Raw genomic sequence first — 22,021 nt, 5'->3', positions numbered from 1 at the left:
GAGGTGCGCAGGGCGGTTACCAGGGGGGACAGGCCGTCGGTGGCGGCGCGGTCGAGGGCGGAGGTCAGGGTCTGTTCGTAGAGGTCGGTGGCGGCCTCCTTGCGGGCCCTGCCCTCGTCGGTGATGACCGTGTACACCCCGCGCCGGTCGTCGGCGCACAGATCGCGGCGGGTCAGGCCGGCCGCCTCCAGGCGCCCGACGAGGCGGGTGACCGAGCTCTGGTTGAGGCCCAGCAGGTTGGCGAGCTCCTGCATGCGCAGCTCGCCGCCGTCCGCCGTGGACAGGTGACACAGGGCGCGGTATTCCGACAGGCCGAGCCCGTGGCGCTGCAGTGCCGTGGCCAGCGCGTGCTCGACCCGGGCGTGCAGCCGTACGACGCCGACCCACATCTCGTCATCGGTCTTCGTCATCGAGGCGCCTTCCTTCCGGATTGACATCCACTGTACATGCATGCACAGAATATGCATGTACAAGCAAACACCGGAAAGGGGTTGGCCATGGCTTGGATCTACCTGCTCATCGCCGCGGCGTTCGAGGTGGTCTTCGCGCTCGCCACGAACGCCACCGAAGGCTTCACCCGGCTGGGCCCGTCGCTGCTCACCGTCGCCGCAGCCGCGGGCGGCATCTTCTTCCTGAGCCTGGCGCTCAGGACGCTGGACGTGGGGGTCGGCTACACCATCTGGACGGGGATCGGCTCCATCGGCACCGTCGTGCTCGGCACGCTGATCTTCGGCGAGGCGATGACGCCGGGCAAGGCCCTGGCCTTCGTGCTGATCATCGGCGGGCTGGCCGGACTCAAGTTGTCCGACCGGCGCACCGCCGCCGCCTGACCCCGCTCACCCCTCGACACAGGAAGGCATCTCGTCATGGAATGGATCTACCTGGCCATCGCGATCGTCTTCGAGATCGGCTTCGCGCTCGGCACCAACGCGACCAAGGGCTTCACCCGCCTGTGGCCCTCCGTCTTCACCCTGCTGTCGGCCGCCGGCGGCATCTTCACGCTCAGCCTGGCGCTGAAGACGCTGGACGTCGGCGTCGGCTACACCATCTGGACGGGGATCGGCTCCATCGGCACCGTGATCCTCGGCGCGCTGATCTACAAGGAGAAGATCACGCCGGTCAAGCTGGTCTCCTTCGCCGCGATCATCGGCGGCGTCGTTCTGCTGCGAGTCGCCGCGGGAGTGTGAGGCAGTGGGGGCGGCCCTTGCCCCCACGTCCCCGCCCACCAGGGCGGTCGGTCGCGGAGGTGTCGCGGCCCAAGCCGCCGCTGGCGGTGTCGGCGGTCAGAGACTTGGAACGGGATCCGGCGTCAAGCCCCGGCGCGGCTCTATGCGTCGGGGTCTCGGAGACCGACTGCGTCATGCCGCCAGAAAGGCTCGGCATAGACCAGCGTCCCCGTCATCCACGGCTCGTACGCCGGGAACGTGAGCACCTGAAAGGCTCCATCCGGGATGCGCAGAGATGGCTTACGAAAACCCAGGTCGCCGCCGGGTACGAAGCCGAAACGCGAGTAATAGCCCGGATCCCCTTCCAGGAAGACGAGGGGGGTGCCCCGCTCGGCGATGGTCTCCAGTCCGCGCCGGACCAGGGCGGAGCCCACGCCACGCTGATGGACTTCGGGCACCACACCCAGCGGGCTGAGCACGTGCACATCAACCAGCCGCCGAGGGGCATCGAGCAGGCTGCGCGTGAACATGACATGCCCGACGATCCGCCCGTCCTGCTCGGCGACCAGCGAGAGGCCGTCCTCCGGCGGGATGGTGTCCCGCAGGGAATCGACCAGGTCGGCGACGACGAGACCGTGGTCGCCGAACGCCTGCAGGTGAACGTCCCGCACTGCCTGCCCGTCGCCCGCACGTTCTTCGCGAAGATCCATGGTGGGAACCATACGGACCTCGCTGAGCCGCTCGCACACGGTTTTCGTGGCCCAGGCCCATCACCTCTGCTGTTCGGCCCGTGGCCGGACCAGGACCTCGTGTGCGGTCTGGGGGTCTGACGTCATCCGCGGGCGCCGGCTTCGGCTGCACTCGGACGGTTTCCGCAGGCCTGATGGTAGGAGCGGGGCCGCATGGACCTGGCAGGACTCCGATCTCGCGGCCCAGGCACCTCATGGCCTGCTACGGAGTCGGTTGATCAACAACCGGAATGCCACGCAACGCGAAACGGCGGTGTGATCACAGCTGTGATCACACGGCCGTTTTTGTCCGGCCTCCTTCGCCAAGAGTGTCCCAGGGCGGGGGCGTGGGGGCGGTGAAACCCGCGCCCCGACGGGCTGTTCGGGTGGGCATGACGCGTATACCGTCGGGCGGTACACCCCCCTCCAAGGAGACGGAACCCGTGCGATCCCGGTTGTTGGCGGCGCTGGCCGCCTCGATGGCCGTCACCTCGGCCCTCACCCTCCAAGCCCTCCCCGCCGAAGCCCGGCCGGCCACCCGGACGGGTACCCACGCGGGCACCCCCACCGCGCAGGACGACCTGCTGGAAAGGCTCAGGGCCATCCCCGGGCTCACCGTGGTGTCGGAGTCGCAGCAGGCCGGCTACCGCTTCTTCGTCCTGTCCTTCACCCAGCCGGTCGACCACAAGAATCCCGGAAAGGGGACGTTCGAGCAGCGGCTGACGCTGCTCCACCGTTCGTCCGACGCGCCCGTCGTCCTCTTCACGGGCGGGTACGGCCTGCCCGTGAACCCGGCGCCGTCGCGGACCGAGCCCACCCAACTGCTCGACGGCAACCAGGTCTCGGTGGAACACCGGTTCTTCCGCACCTCCCGCCCCGACCCGGCCGACTGGGACGACCTGACGATCTGGCAGGAGGCGACCGACGAGCACCGGATCGTCCAGGCGCTCAAGACGATCTACTCCGGCAGGTGGATCCAGACGGGCGCCAGCAAGGGCGGAATGACGTCCGTCTACCACCGCCGCTTCTACCCCGGCGACGTGGACGGAGTGGTGGCCTACGTCGCCCCGAACGACCCGGTGAACCCGCAGGACCACGCCTACGACCGGTTCTTCGCACGCGTCGGCCCCGAGGACTGCCGTACCGCGCTGGAGGACGTGCAGCGTGAGGCGCTCAAGCGGCGCGACCGCATGGTGGCGTTGCTGGAGCAGGACGCCGCCCGCAACGGCTACACCTTCACCAGGACGCTCGGCAGCGCCGACCGGTCGTTCGAGATGACGGTGCTCGACACGGCGTGGGCGTTCTGGCAGTACATGTCGGTGGCGGACTGCCCGGACGTGCCGCCCGCGACCGCCACGGACGCCGAGCTGTACGCCTGGATCGACGCCGTCACGTTCTTCGGCTTCTACACCGACCAGGGCCTGGACTACTACACGCCGTACTACTACCAGGCGGCCACCCAGCTCGGCTGGCCCGACCTCAGGTTCGAGCACCTGCGCGGGCTGATCCGCCATCGCGGCCTCTACCAGCCCAACTCGGTCATCCCCGCCGAGCTCCGCTCCCGGCACGACCCCCGGCCGATGCTGGACGTGGACCGGTGGGTGCGTACCCGAGCCGAGCGGATGATGTTCGTCTACGGCGAGAACGACCCGTGGAGCGCCGAGCGGTTCACCCCGAGCCGGCGGGACTCGTACCTGTACGTCGCGCCCGGCGCCAACCACGGCGCCAACATCGCGCGCCTGCCCGAGGCCGACCGCGCGGCGGCGACGGCCACCCTGCGCCGCTGGGCGGGGGTGTCGCCGGCGCTGCGGACCGCGGACGCGGCGGCCGTCCCGGCCGACGACATGCTCCCCGACCGCCGGACACCCTGACCCCTGCCCTGGGACCTCTGCTGGGACCCGTGCCGTGCCCCGCGCCTGGAAACCGGCCACAGGCGCGGGGGCACGGATTCAGCCTCGGCCGATGAACGGCATCGTGGTCGCCATGACGGTCATGAACTGGACATTCGCGTCGAGCGGCAGCCCGGCCATGAATACGATGGCCTCGGCGACCCGCCGCACGTCCATGGTCGGCTCGGGCGCGACCGAGCCGTCGGCCTGCAGCACGCCCCGGCTCATCGCCTCGGTCATGTCCGTCGCGGCGTTGCCGACGTCGATCTGCCCGCAGGCGATCCCGTACGCGCGTCCCTCCAGGGAGATCGCCTTGGTCAGACCGGTGATGGCGTGTTTGGTGGCCGTGTAGCCGGCGGCGTGCGGGCGCGGCACGTGCGCCGACAGGGAGCCGTTGTTGATGATCCTGCCGCCCCGCGCCTTCATGTGGCGGAACGCCTCCTGCGCGCACAGGAACGCGCCGGTCAGATTCGTCCGTACGACGCCGGACCACTGCTCGTGGGAGATCTCGTCGAACGGCACGGACGGCCCGAAGACCCCGGCGTTGTTGACGAGCACGTCCACCTGGCCGAAGCGGTCGGCGCACCGGGCGAACAGGGCGCGCACGGCCTCCGGCTCGGTGACGTCGCACGGCGCCACGAGCACGGTGTCGTCTCCGCCGCCGGCGGCCCGCGCGGTCTCCTGGAGGGCGGCCTCACGCCGGCCGGCCAGCACCACGCGGTACCCGTCGTCGTGGAGGGCGAGCGCGGCGTGCCTGCCGATGCCCGACCCGGCCCCGGTGACCACGACGACCCGGCCGGTCTGCTCCGTCACAACGCGGTCCTTTCTCGGCGGGGCCCGGCCGAGACGACCGTCAGGCCCTCGGCCGGCGATGACGTGCGAACCACGATAGCGACGACCGCCGGTACGAGGAGCAGCACGGCGATCGTGACCCGGGCGGGCATGAAACCGGCCGTGGCGGCGGCGATGAACGCCGCGTGGCCGCGCCCGGGAAGGGCGTGCCCTGGAGGAGCCCCGTGCCGTGCGCTTGACTTTCAGACGTAGATCTATGCCCGATTCATGGCTATACGTTTGCGTTTGTCCGGTTTGAGGCGCTAACGTGGTGTCTGTTGTTCCGGGGGGTGACCTGCACCTTACCTACGGAGGCAGGCTCCCCTCGCGGCAGGAGAATCTCTCCACGGTATCCCCAGCGCTCCAACGTAGTGTCCGCACGGCGTGCTGCCCGGCTACGTCATTCACGCGAGCGCAAAGCGTCCCGGCCCCTATCAAAGGACCTGAATTCTTGATGTCTGCTCGCCTGCGCACCGTCGCCATGCTCACCGCCTCCGCCGTGACCGCCCTCACGATGGGCACCGCCGCCGCGCACGCCGACACCGGCGTGGAAGAGAGGGTCATGCTGCAGGGCACGACGACGGCGTCGTACTTCTGGGACGACGCCTCCGGCCGCGCCGGCGACACCGGCCTGCCCGCCAGCGGCAAGCCCATGCAGAAAGGCATGGTCGCCAGCCCCAGCTGGCCGCTGATGACCGAGGGCTACGTGATCTACAAGGGCAAGAAGATGCCGTTCTTCGTCGGTGACCGCGGTCCCGGCGAGCCCTCCAGCCGCGGCATCATGCTGGACCTCGACGGCAAGACCTTCGCCGAGCTGACCGGCGGCCGCTTCAACACCGAGACCCTCGGCGTCGACGGCGGCTCCGGCGCCGGCCACATCGACGTCCAGTACGTCATCACCAAGTGGGGCGACGGCGTCGGCAAGAAGAGCCACCCGGTGTCCTTCTCCACCGGTGCCTGGGCCGAGAAGGACACCGAGACCGTGCAGTCCGTCTCGGTGAAGAAGCCGACCGGCTGACGACGGACCTCTCGAAGAGGGCGCCCCTACGCGGGGCGCCCTCTTCTCACTTGGTGCGGGGGATGGGGACCTTCGACCAGTCGATGTCCGAGCCGAGGTAGAAGCTCGGGTACGCCGGCTGGTTGTAGCCGGTCTGCTGCCGGGCCACCTCCACCCGGTACTGCGGGTCGTGCATCAGCGTGTACAGCTTCCTGCCGGTCACCTCGGTGCTGACGAAGACCCGGAGCGCGGAGCTGTCGGCGGTGCGCACGAGCAGCTCCTCCCGCCAGTCGCCGAGCACGTCGGCCACCAGGCCGGGGTTGCCCTTCGTGCCGTTGTTCGTCACGGTGCCGTCGGCGGTCAGCAGCCTGCCGCGCTTCCAGTCGTCCACGGTGGGCGCCTGCGCGCCGGAGCCGTTGACGATCTGGGTGGTCATGTCGGCGGCCCAGCGGATGCTCATGTTCGTGCCCGGTGCGTTCCGGCCCAGGTACTCGCCGCGCGCCGACCACAGCCCCGCCTGGACCTGCTGGTCGGGCGGCATGGACGACCATGTCTCGACGCCCCGGACGGCCGGGTCGATGTCGCCGACCATGCCGCGCCCGGTGTCCACGCCGCTGTAGCCGCCGTGGATCACCTCGCCGGTGGCGGCGTCGCGCAGCGCCCACCCGTACGGGGCCGACGCGCCGCCCTCGTGCACCGTCCAGATCTCCAGGCCGGGCCGGTCGGGGTCGAGGTCGCCCACGTGCATCGCGTCACCGTGGCCGAGGCGGACGTTCTGCCCCGGCACGTTGCTCTGCGGCGGGCCCTCGGCGAAGGACGAGTACAGCAGGTCGCCGTCGTCGTCGATGGTCGCGGCGCCGTACACGACCTCCTGGCGGCCGTCGCCGTCCACGTCGGCCGCGCTCAGCGAGTGGAAGCCCTGCGTGGTCAGGCCGGCGTACTCCGGGTTGCTTCCTGGGACGCCGTGGGGTGCGGCGTTGAACGGGTTGGCCATGGGCACGTGGCCGCTGTCGACGTCCCAGACCTCCTTGAGGCGGCGGCCGTTCCAGTCGTAGGCGACGAGCGTGGCCCGGGTGTAGTAGCCACGGGCGAAGATCGCCGACGGGCGCCTGCCGTCGAGGTAGGCGACCGAGGCCAGGTAGCGGTCCACGCGGTTGCCGGGCTCGATCCTGGACATCGCGTAGTCGCCCCACAGCAGGCCGTCGTCGTCGCGGCCGGGCTTGTAGGGGATCGTCTGCAGTTCCTTGCCGGTGGCGCCGTCGAAGACCGACAGGTACTCGGGACCGGTCAGGACGAACCCGGCGAACTCCCGCAGCCGGTTGTTGCCGCTGCGGGACGGCGCGTAGGTGTCGACGAAGTACGTGGCGAGCTCGACGGCGTCGTCGTGCGAGAGCGGGTAGGAGTGGCGCGGCTCGATGCCGAAGGCCTGCTCCAGGGTCGCGGGCCAGCGTCCGGCCTTGACCTCCGGGTGCTCGTGCCACTGCTCGAACATCCGCACGACGTGGTCGAAGTAGTCCGCCGCGCTCATGCGGTAGTCGTCGTCGTGGGAGTAGCCCGCCTTGACGTCCGCGCGCGGCATCGTGACGTAACGCTCGGAGACGACCCGGCCGCCGGCGCCGTACCGGACGGCCTTCGTGCCCGGCGCGGTCTTGAGCATCAGCTCCGAGCGGCCGTCGCCGTCGAAGTCGTAGACGAGGAACTGGGTGTAGTGGGCGCCGGAACGGATGTTCACGCCCAGGTCGAGCCGCCAGCGCAGGGTGCCGTCCAGCTCGTACGTGTCCAGGTACGTGTTGCCGGTGTAGCCGCGCTGCGAGACGTCCTTGGCGTTCGACGGGTACCACTTGACGACGTACTCGTACTGGCCGTCGCCGTCCACGTCGCCCACGCTCAGGTCGTTGGCCTCGTATGTGTAGGCCTCGCCCGCCGGGGTCACGCCGTCGGCCGGCTTCTGCAGCGGGAGGTCATAAAACGATTTAACCCACGGCGTGGCGGGGGCGCTGCGCCGGCCCTCGCGACCCTGGACGATCGGGGCCACGCGGTACTCGGACGCGGCCGTGCCTCCGGGGTCGCGGTAGTTGGTGCTGTCGGTGACCGTCGCGATGCGGCGGCCGTCGCGGTAGACGCGGAAGTCGGCGCCGGTCATGCCGGAGTCGCCGTGTCCGGTGACCTCGTCGCCGAGGAGACGCCAGCTCAGGAAGACGCCCTCGCTGCTCGGAACGGCCACGAGGCCGCGGTCGAGGTGTTCCAGCCGGATGCCGGGGGAGTCGCGGCCCGTGGTCTTCTCGCCTGACGCGCCGGCCGGTAAGGCGGCGAGGGGTAAGGCGAGCAGGGCGGCGAGGCCGGTGGTGATGACGCGGCGGATGCTGTCGGGGGGTTTCATGCGCACTCCGCAGATTAAATCGATTCAATCTTATTGCGGAGAATATTGGCGAATTGTGAGGTTTGTCAAGAGTTGTTACGGCGTCGCCTCATGGCGTTGAGCGTGAGTTTCTGTTGCGGCGCGTGTGCCCGTCATCGCGCGAATTCCAGCAGGACGCCGGTGAATCCCGCCGGCACGGTGTCGGTCACCAGGCGGTCGACCGCGTCCCAGCCGCACACCCGGATCGGGGCGCTCAGGGCGAACTTCCGCGCGTCGCCCACGACGATCGTCCGGCGCGCGATCGAGATGAGCCGCCGCTTGGTCTCCGCCTCGTACGGCGTCGCCCCGTACACCCCCGAGGCGTCCAGCGCGGTGGCGGCCAGGAACAGGGTGCGCACGCTCAGGTGCTCCAGCGCCGTCAGGGTCTCGGGGCCGCTGAAGGAGCGGGTGTCCCTGCCGTACTGGCCGCCGATGCCGATGAGCGTCACGTCCGCCCTCGGGGCCAGCGCGGCGATGGCGGGCAGCGAATGGGTGATCACGGTGAGGCCCGCGTCCGCGGGCAGGAGCCGGGCGATCTCCAGCGTCGTGGTGCCCGAGTCGAGCGCCACGGCCGTGCCCGCCTCGACGTGTCGCACGGCCGCGGCGGCGATCGCCCGCTTGGCCTCGCCCGCCTGGCCCGAACGGTCGGCGAACGGCACGGAGCCCGTCTCCGTGGCGGCGGCCCCGCCGCGCACCGCCCGGATGAGTCCGTCGCCGGCGAGTCTCCGCAGGTCGCGGCGGACGGTGTTGGAAGAGACGCCCAGCTCGTCGACCAGGTCGGTGGCGGCGACGTACCCGTCCAGCGCGACGCGGCGCAGGATCGCCTCGCGGCGGTGCGGAGCCGACGAGTAGCGCAGTCCCGGCTCCGTATCACTCATAGGCCCATGATGTCGGAAAGATGGCAGATTTCCGCCATCTTTTTGGATTTGTCGTGTCAACATGGTCGTAGACCGCCACCGGATCGGAGCCTTCCTTGACCAGTCCCGAGACCACCGCGCCGGCGCTCGACGTGCTGGCCCGCTCGTCCGGCGGTTTCGCCATGGTCGCGATGGACCAGCGTGAGAGCCTGCGCCAGATGTTCGCCGCGGCCACGGGGGCACGTGTCGGCGACGAGACGCTGACGTCGTTCAAGCTGGCGGTGGCCAGGCAGGTCGGGCCGCACGCCTCCGGCTTCCTGGTCGACCAGGACTACGGCTTCCACCGGATCGCCGCCGAACGCACGGTGCGCGGCGGGCTCATCATCGCCGTGGACAGCCTGCGGCAGGAGCCCGACGGCCCCGTCGAGGACACGGCGATCGACGAGCGCGTCGACCTCTCCGCCGCCAGGGAGGCCGGGGCCGTCGCGGCCAAACTGCTGCTCATCTGGCGCGACGACGAACACCGGGGGCGCCGCCTCGACACCGCCGCCGCGTTCGTCCGGCGCTGCGCCGACGCCGGGCTGCTGTCGGTCCTGGAGGGCGTGGCCAAGCCCGCCGCCGGGCAGGAGGCGTCGTTCGACGGCCGCGCCGCGGTCCGGGAGGCCGCACGTGAGCTGGCCGCGCTGCGGCCGAGCCTCTACAAGGCGCAGGTGCCGCTCGGCGGGGCGGCGCCCGAGGACCGCCTGCTCGAGGAGTGCGCGCGCCTCGACGAGGTCATCCCGGTCCCGTGGGTCGTGCTCTCGCAGGGTGTGGAGCGCGACGACTTCCCGGCCGCCGTACGCGCCGCCTGCCGGGCCGGCGCTTCGGGGATGCTCGCCGGCCGTGCCATCTGGAGCGACGTCGTCGGCTCCGCCGACGTACCCGCCGGCCTGCGGAACCTCTCGGTCCCGCGGCTGAAGCACCTGGCCGCCATCGTCGACCAGCACGCCCGCCCCTGGAACGCCCGCTGACCCCGCGCCGTACGCTCACAGCCGCCTTCCACCGGCGAAATCGGCGCGGGAACGCGGTGGCGGTCGTGGACCGTACGCCGGTCGGCATGTTGGCGTGTCCCGTAGGCGGTGCCAGCACGTCATGGTGCGCGGGGCGACCCGGTCAGCGGTGCGCTGGAGGCGGGCGCGCGTGATCGCCGTGGCCTTGTCGGCGTCATGGCGCTCGATGGCGTCGACGAACTCACGATGTTCGATACTGCCGCGCCGGCCGATCATGGGCGGCATGCGGGCCTCCGTCACCTCCACCGCCGTGAGCGGACTGAGGGCGGGCCTGTCCCATCAGGCGTCGAAGCACAAGTACGGGGTGGGCCGACGGCCAGGAGGCCTTGTCAGGGTGCAGCCGGCTTGCAAGGGTCATGACGAAGTGCGGCTTCCGACAGTGCGGTGATCAGCGATCATAGGGTGATGGCACGTGGCACTGTGAAGTTCTGGAAGGCCGAGAAGGGTTGGGGAGCGATCTCCTCTCCTGAGCTCCCGGCCGATCGTGATGCGTTCGCGCACTTCAGCGACATCGTGGCGAGCGGGTATCGGAGCCTGGAGGCAGGTGACGAGGTCGAGTTCGACGTCGTCAAACGGCCGCAGGACAGCTTTGACTACGTAGCTGAGAACATCCGCACACTGTGACCACTCGGAGATCAATTCAGGGTCGAAGACAGGCGCTTGCCTTTTGAACCATCGTCTCGGGCATGCGGTCTGCCTCGACCTGATCGGCGGCATAGGTCATGACGCCTTCGGGATTCGTCCGTCCTGGCCGCAGGCATCATGCACTGACGACCCGGGCTGCGCTGTTGATGTGACAGAGCGCACGTGGCGCAGCGCGTCGACCGCGGCCGATCAGCGACGCCGGAGCGGCGTGGTGGCGCGTCGGTCAGGACAACCCGGCGCATGCCGACCGGGCGTCTCGCGTCTGGCCGTCGCGCTGCGGCCCACCGCTTCGTGAGGAACTCGTCAGTTCCAGAGGACGACGAAAGGTGAAGGCGAGGAGATCTCCTTGCCGCTTCTACCGTATAGCGCACCGGGGGGCTTGCGGCAAGACCCGGGTCTTGCCGCACAATCGTCGGCCGAGGTCACAACCTGCGGAAAACGGGGGCTCGACATGCCTGTGTTGTTGTCGATGTACGAGGGACGCGGTGACGTCGAACCGGTGCCGGGACCCCCGGCGCCGTTGCGGGCGCTCGGGTCGGAGATGCGGGTGTACGCGCCGACCGACTGGGCGGAGCGGAAGGCCGGCTCGGCACAGGGAAGGCAACCGAGATGGCGACGTGCCCAGCAAGCGGGTTCGACGAAGCGCGAGGCGCCGGTGATCCGATCGGCCGGTGCAGCGCGACGGAGCAAGACTGTCGCGGAGGTATCGGCGTGATCGAGTACGTGATGGGTCTGCGAGAGGCTGACGAGACACAGGTCGCGGTCGTGGGCGGCAAAGGCGCGCATCTGGGCGCGCTGTCGCGGATCGAAGGGATCCGCGTACCGGCCGGCTTCTGCGTGACGACGGACGCCTACCGGCGCATCGTGGCGGATACGCCGTCGATGGCCGATCGGCTCGATCAGCTGTCGCACCTGAACCCGGATGACCGGGAGGCGATTCGCACGCTCAGCGCGGACATCCGCCGGACGATCGAAGGGATCGCCTTCCCTGACGATCTCGCGGCGGCGATCACCCGCGCGCTCGCCCGGCTCGGCGAGCAAGCCGCCTACGCCGTGCGGTCCAGCGCGACGGCAGAGGACCTGCCGACGGCCTCTTTCGCGGGCCAGCAGGACACTTACCTGAACGTCGTGGGCCCGGCGGCGATCCTCCAGCACGTCAGCCGGTGCTGGGCATCGCTGTTCACCGAACGGGCGGTGGCCTACCGCCGGCGCAACGGGATCGACCACCGGAAGGTCCGCATGGCCGTGGTCGTGCAGCAGATGGTCTTCCCGCATGCGTCCGGCATCCTGTTCACGGCCGACCCCGTCACCGGCAACCGGAAGGTCGCCACCGTGGACGCCGGTTTCGGCCTCGGTGAAGCCCTGGTCTCCGGCCTGGTCAACCCGGACGTCTACAAGGTGCGAGACGGCGAGGTCGTCACCAAGGCGGTCTCCGCCAAGCAGCGTGCCGTCCACCCGCTGCCGGGCGGCGGGACGCAGGAAGTGGCGATCGACCCGCGGCGGCAGGGGCAGGCTGCGCTGACGGATGCGCAGGTCGTGCGGCTCGTGCGGCTCGGCCGGCGCCTCGAAGCGCACTTCGGCCGCCCGCAGGACATCGAATGGTGCCTGGTCGATGATGACTTCCAGATCGTTCAGAGCCGGCCGATCACCACGCTGTTCCCCATCCCCGAGACCGGCGACCAGGACAACCACGTCTACGTCTCCGTCGGTCATGGGCAGATGATGACCGACCCCATGAAGCCCTTGGGGCTCTCCATATGGCGGCTGACGGCCATGGCGCCGATGCACGAGGCCGGCGGCAGGCTGTTCGTCGACGTCACCCGGCACCTGGCGTCGCCCGCGAGCCGCGACGGCTTCCTGGAGATGGCGGGCAGGTCCGATCCGCTCATCAGGGACGCGCTGGAGACGGTCCTCGACCGCGGCGACGTCGTCCCGTCACTCCCGGACGGAGGTCCCGGCGGCCCGCCGGCCGGCGGCCCGCCGGCCCCGATCGAGACGGATCCGGCCATCGTCACCCAGCTGATCGAGCGCAGCCAGGCGTCCATCGCCGCCCTGCGGCGCGACATCCGGACGAAGACCGGGCCGGCGCTGTTCGACTTCCTGCTGGACGCCTTCGAGGAGCACAAGCGAGTCCTCAGAGATCCGCTGAACTTTCAGGCGATCATGGCGGGGATGGAGGCCACGTGGTGGCTCAACGACAAGCTGTACGAGTGGCTGGGCGAGAAGAACGCGGCCGACACGCTCACGCTGTCCGCCCCGGGCAACGTCACGTCGGAGATGGGACTGGCGCTGCTCGACGTCGCGGACGTGATCCGGCCGCATCCGGAGGTGGTGGCGTTCCTGCAGGGCGTCGAGGACGAGGGCTTCCTGGACGAGTTGCCGAAGCTCGCGGGCGGGACCGAAGCGCGTGAGGCCATCGAGGCATACCTCGACCGGTACGGCATGCGCTGCGTCGGCGAGATCGACATCACGAGGCCCCGCTGGAGCGAGCGCCCCACCACGCTGGTGCCCGTGATCCTCGACAACGTCAAGCTCTTCGAGCCGGGCGCCGCCGAGCGGCGCTTCGAGCAAGGGCGGCAGGAGGCGGAGAAGAAGGAGCGGGACGTGCTGTCACGCTTGCGGGCCCTGCCGGACGGGGAGCGGAAAGCCGACGAGGCCAAGCGGATGATCGACCGGGTCCGGACTTTCATCGGCTACCGCGAGTACCCGAAGTACGACATCGTCAGCCGCTTTTTCGTCTACAAGCAGGCCTTGCTGGAGGAGGCCGAGCGTCTCGTGCGGGCCGGCGTACTCCCCGAGAAGGAGGACATCTTCTCCCTCACCTTCCAGGAGCTCCACGACGTCGTGCGCACCAACCAGGTGGACGACCAGCTCATCCAGCAGCGCAAGGACGCGTACCGGTCGTACCACGCGCTCACGCCGCCCCGGGTGCTCACCTCGGACGGCGAGGTCATCACCGGGGCGTACCGACGCGACGACGTGCCGGCCGGTGCCCTGATCGGCCTGCCGGTCTCCGCCGGGACCATCGAGGGCAGGGCCCGCGTCATCCTGGACATGGCGGAGGCCGATCTCGCAGCCGGCGACATCCTGGTCACGGCCCATACGGACCCCAGCTGGACGCCCCTGTTCGTCGCCGTCTCAGGCCTGGTGACGGAGGTCGGAGGGTTGATGACGCACGGGGCGGTGATCGCACGGGAGTACGGTTTGCCGGCCGTCGTCGGTGTGGTGGACGCCACCCGGCTGATCCGGGACGGGCAGCGGATCCGCGTACACGGAACCGACGGGTACGTCGAGATCCTGCCTTGACCGAGCCGATCACCGCGCCTGGCGTCAGGAGGCGCTTTCCGCGTGGGCGGAGGCGGGGCAGTGCGCCTCGCCCCTCGAAATGGTCCACGCAGGCCTGGCGACGGCTCCACGGCGAAGATCTCCGCCTGCGGGAGCGCCCGCGCGATCACCAGGGTGCCGTGGCCGCCTCCGGCTCCGACGTCCACGACCGGCCCGGCGGCTCCGCGTAACGCCCCGGCCGGCGCAGGGGCCGGCGCCGTCCAGGCCGGGGGCGAGCATGACGTCCACGAACGCGGCGGAGCGCTCGTACGGGTCCGTCATGCGATCATCCCGCTCCACGTGATGAGGTTTTCACGCGCTCTCCTCCAGATTCAGTACGCGGCCGAAAGGATCGTCGTAACGGGCCCAGGCCGCGGCGCCCGGCAGGACGTCGCCCTGATCGATGAGGCAGGAGTCGAGCAGGGCGCAGATGCGGTCGCCGTCGATGTCAGGTCCGGTGAAGACGAGATGCTGGACGCGGTCGCCGATGATCGGGTTCCAGTCCATGGCGGCGGCGGCCCGGCGGGTCGGGGAGACGAGCTCCCAGGCGGCCTCGGGCAGCGCCGCCAGCCAGGGGCCGGCGTCCTGCACGGAGACCACTCCCGCCACGGCGTCCCACGCCAGCATGCGTTCGTGCCGGCTGGCCAGCCAGAACCGGCCGCGCGAGCGGACCGTGGTGGTGACGAGCTCCTCCATGACGTCGAACAGCCGGCCGGGGTGGAGCGGGCGCAGCCGGTGCCAGACGACCGTGGTGACTTCGCCGGTCTGCCTGTCGGCCGGGAGCTGGGCGGTGGCCGGGTCGACGCGTTCGGCGAGGCCCTGGACGTCCAGTACGGGGCCGGTGACGTCGGGGATGGCGACGATCGGCGTGTGCGGGGCCAGGTGGCCGAGCACGGCGGCCGACAGCTCGGCGTCGTCGGCGTCGCCCCCGTGCAGGGACAGGCTCGTGGCGTATTCGATCTGGCGGGCCAGCACCTCGGCCAGGTAACGCTGATCGCCGGGCGCCGCGGCCAGGCGGGCCTCGGTCAGCCGGTCGCCCCGGCAGATGTCCACGGGCATGTGCTCCGCCCGCAACGCCGTGTGCACGCACGTCAGGAGGAGCTCGTCGGCGCTGGCCAGCGCCTCGGCCACCGGGCGCGGCTCGACCGAGTCCCAGAGGTCGATGATCAACAGCGATGCCCGGGCGGCGTGCCGTACGAGCTGGGGGAGGAGATCCTCGCGGACGGTGCGGGGGGCGCAGTCGTGCGTGCGGCGCACTTCGGCGCGGTCCAGGACGCCGGAGAAGTCGCGGACCACGCGCTCGACCTGGCCCGCGGCGATGGCGCGATGGGTGGCGACAGCTTGTGGATGGCGGTGCAGCAGCCGATCGACCGCCTCGGCTCCGGCACAGCCGTACAGGCCCCCGACGAGGGCGACGGGAATGGGCACAGGACCCTCCAACACCATGAAACGACTAGATATCAGGACATGTGCGGTCACCTACGGAGGGCATGGTCACCGCGGCGTGTTCATGGTGCTGGAGCGCGAGGCGTAGGGCAGCAGGGCCATCTCACGGGCGTTCTTGATGGCCTTGGCGACCAGGCGCTGCTGCTGGACCGTGACGCCGGTGACCCGGCGGCTGCGGATCTTGCCTCGGTCGGAGATGAACTTGCGCAGCAGCGCGGTGTCCTTGTAGTCGATGCGGTCCACATGCAGGAGGGGGTTGGGCTTCCTGCGCGGGGCGCGGTGGGTCTTCATGCGTTCTCCTTGATGAGGATGGGGGCGAACGGGTCGTCGTAGCGGTTCCAGGCGTCCTGTCCGGCTCGTTCCTCCTCCTCGGTGAGCAGACAGGAGTCGAGCAGAGCGTGCAGGCGTTCGGTGTCGAGGTCGGGACCGGTGAAGACCAGGTGCTGGACGCGGTCGCCGCGTTCGGGGTCCCAGTCGAGCGAGGCGGCCGTGCGGCGGGCGGGGGAGACCAGGTCCCAGGCGGCACCGGGCAGCGCCGCCAGCCAGGGCCCGGCGTCCTCGACCGAGACGATGCCGGCGACGGCGTCCCAGGCGAGCAGTTGGTCGGGGCGGTTGGCCAGCCAGAAGCGGCCGCGTGAGCGTACGGACTCGATGACCAGCTCGTCCACGGCGTTGAACAGACGGGCGGGGTGCAGCGGGCGGCGGCTGCGCCAGACGGCGGTGACGATCTCGTCGGTCTGGGCGTCGCCGGGCAGCTGGGCGGTGGCGGGGTCCATGCGTTCGGCCAGCTCGTCGGCGCATATCCGGGCGCCGGTGACCGGTGGCAGGGCGCCGAGGGTGTGGACCGGGGTGAAGGGGGCGAGGTGGGTGAGCACCGTGCGGGACAGCTCGTCCTCGTCGCCGCCGTGCAGCACCAAGGCGGTCGGGTACTCGAGCTGCCGGGCCAGGACCTCGGCCAGGTAGCGCTGATCGCCGGCGGCCGCGGGCTTGCCGACCTCGCTGAGGCGTTCGCCGCGGGTGATGTCGTCGGGCATGGCCGCGGCGTCGAGCGCGGTGAGCACGGCCGTGAGGCGCAGGAACTCCTGGGCCTCGTCGCAGTCGACGGCCTCGGCCACCGAGCGGGGCTCCACGGAGTCCCAGAGGTCGGCGATCAGCAGCTCCGAGTCGCGGGCGAGCCTGATGAGCTCGGGGAGCAGGTCCTCGCGCACGGTGCAGGTCACGCAGCCGTGCGCGAGCCGCACCTCGGCGGTGCCGAGCACGCCCGTCCTGTCCCGGATGCTGCGCCGCACGAGCCCGTCGGTGATGTCGGCCAGGTCGTGGTGGACGGCGACCGCTCCCGGATGCTGCGCGAGCAGCCGCTCGACCGTTGCCGTACGGGCCGTGCGATGCAGGCCTGCGACGAGTACGACGGGGGTCGGCATGGAGGCCTCCTGTTGCAGCAATGAAAATCGTTGTCGTTATCATGGCATGAGTTCGCCCATGGGAAGGAACTGTTTTGGCCAGAAATGAGGTGCGACCCGTGATCAAGATCCGATCCACGGCCGGCACCGGCTACACCTACGTGACCAGGAAGAACCGCCGGAACACCCCGGACAGGCTCACCCTCCGCAAGTTCGACCCGACCATCCGTCAGCACGTTCTCTTCCGGGAGGAGCGATGAAGAAGGGCATCCACCCCGAGTATCGCCCGGTCGTCTTCCGCGACCCCGGCGCGGACTCCGCGTTCCTCACCCGGTCCACGATCACCAGCGAGAAGACCATCGAGTGGACCGACGGCAACACCTACCCGGTGGTGGACGTCGACGTGTCCTCGGCGAGCCACCCCTTCTACACCGGCCGCAGCCGCGTCCTCGACACCGCGGGCCGGGTCGAACGGTTCAAGCAGCGCTACGGGAGGACCTGATGTCGGCGCACTGCCAGCTCACCGGCGTCAAGCCGGTCTTCGGCAACAACGTCTCCCACTCCCACCGCCGCACCCGCCGGCGCTGGAACCCCAACATCCAGCAGCGCCGCTACTGGCTGCCCAGTGAGGACCGCTACGTCCGGCTCACGGTCAGCGCTCGCGCGATCAAGACCATCGACAAGATCGGCGTCGAGGCTGCTGTCGCACGGATCCGCGCCAGGGGAGAGAAGATCTGATGGCCAAGAAGAGCAAGATCGCGGCCAACGAGCGACGTAAAACCGTCGTTCTGCGCTACGCCGAACGGCGCGCCCAGCTGAAGGAAATCATCCGCACCGGCACGCCGCAGGAACGGGACGCCGCCGTACGCGAGCTCTCCCGGCAACCGCGCGACGCCAGCGCCACCCGCGTACGCAACCGCGACTCCGTCGACGGCCGTCCCCGCGGGCACCTCACCAAGTTCGGCCTCTCGCGCGTGCGCTTCCGCGAGATGGCCCACCGGGGCGAGCTGCCCGGCATCACGAAAGCGAGCTGGTGACCGTGGCCGTTCCCAAGCGCAAGACCTCGCGCAGCAACACCCGGCACCGCCGCAGCCAGTGGAAGGCCGCCGCGCCCGACCTCGTTCCGATCACCGTGAACGGCCGGGAGCTGCTCGTGCCCCGGCGCCTCATCCGCGCCTACCAGCGCGGCTTGATCACCGTCGATTGAGATGAGCCGGCCACCGGGCCACGTGTCGCGCATAAGCAGGCCAGGCGCCCGGTGGCCGCCACCCGTCGGCGGAGTTCAGGTTGCCCGCCGGCCTGACTTGCGGTTCTCAGCGAGCGGGAGTCCCCGTTCCGACGAGTGAGGTGGCGTCAAGGTCGTCCAGCTCGCGCTCGCCGAGGAGACGCTGGAACGAATCGCTCCTCGTTGTTGATCCGCGACACCGCCTGCTTGCCGGCAGGCGGGCTTGGGAACCGGCGGGCAGGCGAGCTCGCCCTGGCGGCACGGGCACAACGCTTCGGCACGATCAACGGCCCGGCCGGCCGACGCCGAGCTTCGGGTGCGGACCGGCAGGGAGGCGACTCTCCCCGCTGACCACCGCCGGCGGGGACAACCGCGCCCTGTGCGAGCTGGATCTGGCCTCAGCTGACCCGCACATGCTGTGCCGGGAGGCGACCCACGGTGGTCTCCGTCGATGTCGGCCCGCTCATTCCGGCGGCCGCCGCGTCAGGTCGAACGGAAGCCGGCCGCCACGTCGTTGACCGGGAAACGCGCCGGTTGCCCGGTCAGGACCCGCACGGCTTCTTCGGCGGCGATGCGCCGCACCATGGTGACGGCCTGCTCGGAGTAGTACGCGGCATGGGGGGTGACGATCACGTTGGGCAGCCTGAGCAGGGGGTTGTGCGGGCGCCAGTCGCGTTGTTTGGCGGGCTCCTCCTCCAGGTCGTCCAGCGCTGCGCCGGCGATCCATCCTTCGGTGAGTGCCTCGTAGATCGCCGCGTCGTCCACGATCGGTCCGCGCGCGGTGTTGATGAGGATGGCGTCCGGCTTCATCCTGCGAAGCGTCGCACGGTCGAAGGTGTGGTGTGTCTGGGGGGTGAGCGGCGACTGGATCACCAGGTAGTCGGCACCTTCCACGAGCTCATCGAAGGACACCGGCCGCACCTGGCGGGATCGGATCTCGAACTCGTCGAGAAACGGATCGTGCGCCCAGACCTCGACCCCGAACGCCCTCGCGCGTTCGGCGATGAGCCGTGCGATGGAGCCGAACGACAGCAGCCCGAGCACCCGTTCCCTCAGCCGCCAGATCGGCTCTCCGCTCTGCCACTGCCATGTGCCCTGCCGGGTCGCCCGGTCGTATCGGCAGATCTTGCGGGCGGCGGCGAGCCAGAGCGCGACGGCATGATCGGCGACTTCCTCGGCGCACCACTCGTTCGGCGCGTTCGTGACCTGGATGCCTCGCCGGGTCGCGGCGTCGACGTCGACGATGTCCACGCCGGTGCCGTAGCGAGCGATCACCCGGCAACGGGTGAAGGCATCGATGGCGTGGGAACCGACCCGCGCGTACTGGGTCAGGACGCCATCGACGTCTCGCCCTTTCTCGATGACCTCGTCCTCGCTCTTGCACTGCGCGGCGAGGAGTTCGAATCCGGCGCCCTCGACGATCGCGCGTTCGGTCTCCACATCGCCGAAGTCCGAGTCGGCGATCATGATCGTGCCTCTGGGGTCAGTGCGAGTCACGGGGAATCCCCTTGGTGTGTACGAGATCCTGGTAGGACACGGCGAGTTCGAGGCAGGCCCCGCTGTCCAGCTGCCCGACCGTGGAGCGGTAGATCTCCTGCCACGGTGTCTGGTTGTCGAATGTCGGCGATGTGTAGTGAGCCCACCGCTCGGCGATCTCCTCAGCTGACAGCAGCACGTCGACGCACGCATTGTCCATGTCGATGCGGATGCGGTCGCCGGTGCGCAGGATGGCGAGATTGCCGCCGACCGCCGCCTCGGGGCTGGCGTTCAGGATGGACGGCGCGTCCGAGGTGCCGCTCTGCCGGCCGTCGCCGAGCGTGGGCAGCACGGTGACGCCCAGCCGGACCAGCGCGGTAGGCACCTCCATGTTCACGACCTCGGCCGATCCCGGATAGCCGATCGGCCCGGTGTAGCGGATGACGAGGATGCAGTTCTCGTCTATGCCCAGCTCAGGATCTTGGATGCGGGCGTGGTAGTCCTCGGGCCCGTCGAAGACGATGGCGCGAAGGTCGAGCACCTGCGGTTCATCGGGATCCGGCAGGTAGCGTGCCCGGAAGTCGTCGGTGATGACCGAGGTCTTCATGACCGCGGAGTCGAACAGGTTCCCGGTCATGATGAGAAGTCCTCCCCGCGCGGCAACAGGCTCGTGGAGGGGACGGATGACCGCCGGGTCGGCGGGGGCGAGATCCTCCAGGTTCACGGCCACGGTACGACCGGAGATCGTCATGGCATCGCCGTGCAGGAGGCCCGCCGTCAACAACGACCGCATGACCGCGGGGACGCCGCCGGCGCGGTAGAAGTCCTCGCCGAGGAACTCGCCGGTAGGAGCGACGTTCACCAGCACCGGGATGTGGGCTCCGACCCGTTGCCAGTCCTGAATGGACAGTGCCACCCCGACGTGGCGCGCGATGGCGTTGATGTGGATGGGGACGTTGGTCGAGGCGGCGATCGCCGATGCGACAACGATCGCGTTCTCGAAGGCCTGCCGGGTCATGATCTTGCGCGGGGTAAGGTCCTCGTGCACCATGGCCACCGCCCGCCGGCCTGTGTCGTAGGCCATCTGCGCCCGCTCGCGATAGGGCGCCGGGATCGCCGCGCAACCGGGCAGGGACATCCCCAAGGCCTCGGCGAGACTGTTCATCGACAGCGCGGTTCCCATCGTGTTGCAGTGCCCGATGCTCGGCGCGGAGGCTGCCACGCGCGCCATGAACTCGTCGTAGTCGATCTGCCCGCTGGCCAGCAGCCGCCTCGACTGCCAGATCACCAGGCCCGAGCCCGACGAACCGATCCGCTCGCCATGGTGGTAGCCGTTGAGCATCGGCCCTCCGGACAGGACGATCGCCGGCAGGTTCACCGTCGCCGCCGCGGTCAGACACGCGGGCGTGGTCTTGTCGCAGCCCGTCGTCAGGACCACTCCATCGAGCGGATACCCGTAGAGCACCTCCACCAGCCCGAGATAGGCGAGGTTGCGGTCCAGCGCCGCAGTGGGGCGCTTGCCCGTCTCCTGCAGCGGATGAACGGGGAACTCGAACGGGATGCCACCACCGTCGCGGATCCCGTCCCTGACCCGATCGGCGAGGGCAAGGTGGTGCCGGTTACAGGGGACCAGGTCGCTACCCGTCTGGGCGATGCCGATGATCGGCCGGCCCGACTGGAGTTCCGCCGGGGTGAGGCCGTAGTTGAGGAAGCGCTCCAGATACAGAGCCGTCATCTCCGGATTGCCCGCGTTGTCCCACCAGGCCTGGCTGCGCAGGCTCCCCGTGGTGTGCTTCGTCGGTGGCATGAGGTGCTCCTTGCCGACCTACCAGGGCGTATGCCCCGACAAGCCCAGGGCTGCCGGCGCGGGAGAAATCCTTGGGGCGCTGCCCACACCCGCTCCCGGCTCGCCGTCCGTTCGCTACGTTGATGCCCGGTTCGCGGGCGTGGCGGACGCTGTCGACCGTCGGGCTGCTCCTCGACCTCACCGACCGAGGTGCCACGCCCGTACCGCCTCCATCTACCGCCCCCAGGAAGATGTCTCTTCCAGAAGCGGCACGTACCCAGCGCTCATCCTCGATATCCGCCTGACGTGCGGAAACAACGGCAAAGGCCGTTACCTCTGGCACGTGCGCCCCGGACCGCATCGACCTGCCTCCGCGGCGGATCACAGAATCGCCGAGGTGACGCGGACGTGCCGCTCAGTCGTGCGGCGGCAGTGCGCCGATCTGGTGGTCGGCGACATTCAGCGACTCCTCGACCAGCCGGCGGAGGTGTCCATGGTGGAGGGAGTACACGACGTGGCGCCCGTCCCTGCGGGAGGCCACCAGGCCGGCGAGCCGGAGCTTGGCCAGGTGCTGGCTGACAGAGGGACGAGGGGCGCCGATGGCCTCGGTCAGGGTGGTGACATCGGCCTCGCCGAGGCTCAACTGGTTCAGCAGGGCCAATCGCGTGCGATCGGCGAGGAGGGCGAGAACGGACGCGGCGACCTCGAACCGCTCGCCTCTCTGCTCGGAGGCCAGCGCATCCACATGAGCCGCGCGCATGTTCATGACCACATCGTAGAGCCGCGGCGCACGGATCGGTCGAA

Annotated in this window: 23 protein-coding genes; 12 read left to right on the top strand and 11 right to left on the bottom strand. The window is 69.9% G+C overall.

Annotation, left to right across the window (positions count from 1 at the left end; genetic code table 11):
• A partial coding sequence (locus E1286_RS12125) for a MarR family winged helix-turn-helix transcriptional regulator (protein WP_187368152.1) occupies positions 1–410 on the bottom strand: 410 nt, incomplete at its 3' end.
• A gap of 87 nt (positions 411–497) precedes the next feature.
• Between E1286_RS12125 and E1286_RS12120 the strand changes: the two genes are divergently transcribed.
• Positions 498–830, top strand: a complete 333-nt coding sequence (locus E1286_RS12120) for a DMT family transporter (RefSeq protein WP_132611758.1) — start codon at positions 498–500, stop codon at positions 828–830.
• A gap of 36 nt (positions 831–866) precedes the next feature.
• Complete coding sequence (locus E1286_RS12115) at positions 867–1,187, top strand: DMT family transporter (protein WP_132611756.1); 321 nt, start codon at positions 867–869, stop codon at positions 1,185–1,187.
• Between the two features lie 140 nt (positions 1,188–1,327).
• Here E1286_RS12115 and E1286_RS12110 read toward each other — a convergent pair whose 3' ends face one another.
• Positions 1,328–1,876: a GNAT family N-acetyltransferase gene (locus E1286_RS12110; protein ID WP_132611754.1), complete on the bottom strand. Its 549-nt coding sequence runs from the start codon at positions 1,874–1,876 to the stop codon at positions 1,328–1,330.
• A gap of 461 nt (positions 1,877–2,337) precedes the next feature.
• Between E1286_RS12110 and E1286_RS12105 the strand changes: the two genes are divergently transcribed.
• Entirely contained in the window at positions 2,338–3,765 is a 1,428-nt protein-coding gene (locus E1286_RS12105) for a S28 family serine protease (RefSeq protein ID WP_246074767.1), read from the top strand.
• A gap of 78 nt (positions 3,766–3,843) precedes the next feature.
• On the opposite strand, the gene E1286_RS12100 is transcribed toward E1286_RS12105, so the two are convergent.
• On the bottom strand, positions 3,844–4,596 hold the full coding sequence (locus tag E1286_RS12100) for an SDR family oxidoreductase (protein ID WP_132611752.1): 753 nt from the start codon (positions 4,594–4,596) through the stop codon (positions 3,844–3,846).
• Positions 4,597–5,068: 472 nt separating this feature from the next.
• On the opposite strand from E1286_RS12100, the gene E1286_RS12095 reads away from it, so the two are divergent.
• Positions 5,069–5,632 (top strand): hypothetical protein, encoded by a 564-nt coding sequence (locus E1286_RS12095; protein ID WP_132611750.1) that lies wholly within the window; start codon positions 5,069–5,071, stop codon positions 5,630–5,632.
• 46 nt (positions 5,633–5,678) lie between these two features.
• On the opposite strand, the gene E1286_RS12090 is transcribed toward E1286_RS12095, so the two are convergent.
• Together E1286_RS12090 and E1286_RS12085 are read right to left on the bottom strand one after the other, a co-directional pair.
• Positions 5,679–7,991: a rhamnogalacturonan lyase gene (locus tag E1286_RS12090; RefSeq protein ID WP_132611748.1), complete on the bottom strand. Its 2,313-nt coding sequence runs from the start codon at positions 7,989–7,991 to the stop codon at positions 5,679–5,681.
• A 131-nt stretch (positions 7,992–8,122) separates the two neighbouring features.
• Positions 8,123–8,887, bottom strand: a complete 765-nt coding sequence (locus tag E1286_RS12085) for a DeoR/GlpR family DNA-binding transcription regulator (RefSeq protein ID WP_165969698.1) — start codon at positions 8,885–8,887, stop codon at positions 8,123–8,125.
• A gap of 95 nt (positions 8,888–8,982) precedes the next feature.
• Here E1286_RS12085 and E1286_RS12080 point away from each other — a divergent pair, with 95 nt between their 5' ends.
• From E1286_RS12080 to rph, 3 genes are all read left to right on the top strand, one after another.
• A complete protein-coding gene (locus E1286_RS12080; RefSeq protein WP_223189839.1) occupies positions 8,983–9,876 on the top strand; it encodes a hypothetical protein in 894 nt (297 codons plus the stop codon).
• A 444-nt stretch (positions 9,877–10,320) separates the two neighbouring features.
• Positions 10,321–10,539: a cold-shock protein gene (locus E1286_RS12075; protein WP_132611744.1), complete on the top strand. Its 219-nt coding sequence runs from the start codon at positions 10,321–10,323 to the stop codon at positions 10,537–10,539.
• A gap of 732 nt (positions 10,540–11,271) precedes the next feature.
• On the top strand, positions 11,272–13,866 hold the full coding sequence (gene rph, locus E1286_RS12070; protein WP_246074765.1) for a rifamycin-inactivating phosphotransferase: 2,595 nt from the start codon (positions 11,272–11,274) through the stop codon (positions 13,864–13,866).
• A gap of 330 nt (positions 13,867–14,196) precedes the next feature.
• Here rph and E1286_RS12060 read toward each other — a convergent pair whose 3' ends face one another.
• From E1286_RS12060 to E1286_RS12050, 3 genes are all read right to left on the bottom strand, one after another.
• Positions 14,197–15,312, bottom strand: coding sequence for a GTP-binding protein (locus E1286_RS12060; protein WP_132611740.1), 1,116 nt, complete (start codon positions 15,310–15,312; stop codon positions 14,197–14,199).
• A gap of 66 nt (positions 15,313–15,378) precedes the next feature.
• Positions 15,379–15,621 carry a 30S ribosomal protein S18 gene (gene rpsR, locus E1286_RS12055; protein WP_132611738.1) on the bottom strand — a complete coding sequence of 81 codons (243 nt, stop codon included), beginning with the start codon at positions 15,619–15,621 and terminating at the stop codon, positions 15,379–15,381.
• On the bottom strand, positions 15,618–16,751 hold the full coding sequence (locus E1286_RS12050) for a CobW family GTP-binding protein (protein WP_132611736.1): 1,134 nt from the start codon (positions 16,749–16,751) through the stop codon (positions 15,618–15,620). Before E1286_RS12050 ends, rpsR begins: the two co-directional genes overlap by 4 nt.
• A gap of 74 nt (positions 16,752–16,825) precedes the next feature.
• Between E1286_RS12050 and rpmG the strand changes: the two genes are divergently transcribed.
• Genes rpmG through rpmF form a run of 5 tightly spaced genes read left to right on the top strand, consistent with a single transcriptional unit; the run spans position 16,826 to position 17,937 of the window.
• The gene (gene rpmG / locus E1286_RS12045; RefSeq protein ID WP_132611734.1) at positions 16,826–16,990 is read left to right on the top strand and encodes a 50S ribosomal protein L33; all 165 of its coding nucleotides are present in this window, start codon (positions 16,826–16,828) and stop codon (positions 16,988–16,990) included.
• Positions 16,987–17,232, top strand: coding sequence for a type B 50S ribosomal protein L31 (locus E1286_RS12040; RefSeq protein WP_132611732.1), 246 nt, complete (start codon positions 16,987–16,989; stop codon positions 17,230–17,232). Before rpmG ends, E1286_RS12040 begins: the two co-directional genes overlap by 4 nt.
• Positions 17,232–17,468: a 50S ribosomal protein L28 gene (gene rpmB, locus E1286_RS12035; RefSeq protein WP_132611730.1), complete on the top strand. Its 237-nt coding sequence runs from the start codon at positions 17,232–17,234 to the stop codon at positions 17,466–17,468. Before E1286_RS12040 ends, rpmB begins: the two co-directional genes overlap by 1 nt.
• A complete protein-coding gene (gene rpsN / locus E1286_RS12030; protein ID WP_132611728.1) occupies positions 17,468–17,767 on the top strand; it encodes a 30S ribosomal protein S14 in 300 nt (99 codons plus the stop codon). The genes rpmB and rpsN overlap by 1 nt, the downstream gene beginning before the upstream one ends.
• A 2-nt stretch (positions 17,768–17,769) precedes the next feature.
• Entirely contained in the window at positions 17,770–17,937 is a 168-nt protein-coding gene (gene rpmF, locus E1286_RS12025; RefSeq protein WP_132611726.1) for a 50S ribosomal protein L32, read from the top strand.
• A 501-nt stretch (positions 17,938–18,438) separates the two neighbouring features.
• Here the strand turns inward: rpmF and E1286_RS12020 are convergent.
• The 3 genes from E1286_RS12020 to E1286_RS12010 form a co-directional block, all read right to left on the bottom strand.
• Positions 18,439–19,452: a C-terminal binding protein gene (locus tag E1286_RS12020; RefSeq protein WP_165969697.1), complete on the bottom strand. Its 1,014-nt coding sequence runs from the start codon at positions 19,450–19,452 to the stop codon at positions 18,439–18,441.
• Positions 19,439–21,238: an IlvD/Edd family dehydratase gene (locus E1286_RS12015; protein WP_132611724.1), complete on the bottom strand. Its 1,800-nt coding sequence runs from the start codon at positions 21,236–21,238 to the stop codon at positions 19,439–19,441. The genes E1286_RS12020 and E1286_RS12015 overlap by 14 nt, the downstream gene beginning before the upstream one ends.
• A 394-nt stretch (positions 21,239–21,632) precedes the next feature.
• Positions 21,633–21,983, bottom strand: a complete 351-nt coding sequence (locus E1286_RS12010) for an ArsR/SmtB family transcription factor (protein ID WP_132611722.1) — start codon at positions 21,981–21,983, stop codon at positions 21,633–21,635.
• Between the last annotated feature and the right edge of the window lie 38 nt (positions 21,984–22,021).

The organism is Nonomuraea terrae, from assembly GCF_004348995.1.
Taxonomy (GTDB): Bacteria; Actinomycetota; Actinomycetes; order Streptosporangiales; family Streptosporangiaceae; genus Nonomuraea; species Nonomuraea terrae.
The sequence above is the reverse complement of the archived record's forward strand: the minus strand, read 5'-3'. Positions and strand labels throughout refer to the sequence as shown.

Bases quoted from the DNA above. Each gene is read 5' to 3' on its own strand.
- E1286_RS12015 (WP_132611724.1), bottom strand. From the start codon at position 21,238: ATGCCACCGACGAAGCACACCACGGGGAGCCTGCGCAGCCAGGCCTGG.
- rpsR (WP_132611738.1), bottom strand. From the start codon at position 15,621: ATGAAGACCCACCGCGCCCCGCGCAGGAAGCCCAACCCCCTCCTGCAT.
- E1286_RS12115 (WP_132611756.1), top strand. From the start codon at position 867: ATGGAATGGATCTACCTGGCCATCGCGATCGTCTTCGAGATCGGCTTC.
- E1286_RS12110 (WP_132611754.1), bottom strand. From the start codon at position 1,876: ATGGATCTTCGCGAAGAACGTGCGGGCGACGGGCAGGCAGTGCGGGAC.
- rpsN (WP_132611728.1), top strand. From the start codon at position 17,468: ATGGCCAAGAAGAGCAAGATCGCGGCCAACGAGCGACGTAAAACCGTC.
- E1286_RS12085 (WP_165969698.1), bottom strand. From the start codon at position 8,887: ATGAGTGATACGGAGCCGGGACTGCGCTACTCGTCGGCTCCGCACCGC.
- E1286_RS12010 (WP_132611722.1), bottom strand. From the start codon at position 21,983: ATGAACATGCGCGCGGCTCATGTGGATGCGCTGGCCTCCGAGCAGAGA.
- E1286_RS12090 (WP_132611748.1), bottom strand. From the start codon at position 7,991: ATGAAACCCCCCGACAGCATCCGCCGCGTCATCACCACCGGCCTCGCC.
- E1286_RS12095 (WP_132611750.1), top strand. From the start codon at position 5,069: ATGTCTGCTCGCCTGCGCACCGTCGCCATGCTCACCGCCTCCGCCGTG.
- E1286_RS12050 (WP_132611736.1), bottom strand. From the start codon at position 16,751: ATGCCGACCCCCGTCGTACTCGTCGCAGGCCTGCATCGCACGGCCCGT.
- E1286_RS12040 (WP_132611732.1), top strand. From the start codon at position 16,987: ATGAAGAAGGGCATCCACCCCGAGTATCGCCCGGTCGTCTTCCGCGAC.
- rpmB (WP_132611730.1), top strand. From the start codon at position 17,232: ATGTCGGCGCACTGCCAGCTCACCGGCGTCAAGCCGGTCTTCGGCAAC.
- E1286_RS12075 (WP_132611744.1), top strand. From the start codon at position 10,321: ATGGCACGTGGCACTGTGAAGTTCTGGAAGGCCGAGAAGGGTTGGGGA.
- E1286_RS12120 (WP_132611758.1), top strand. From the start codon at position 498: ATGGCTTGGATCTACCTGCTCATCGCCGCGGCGTTCGAGGTGGTCTTC.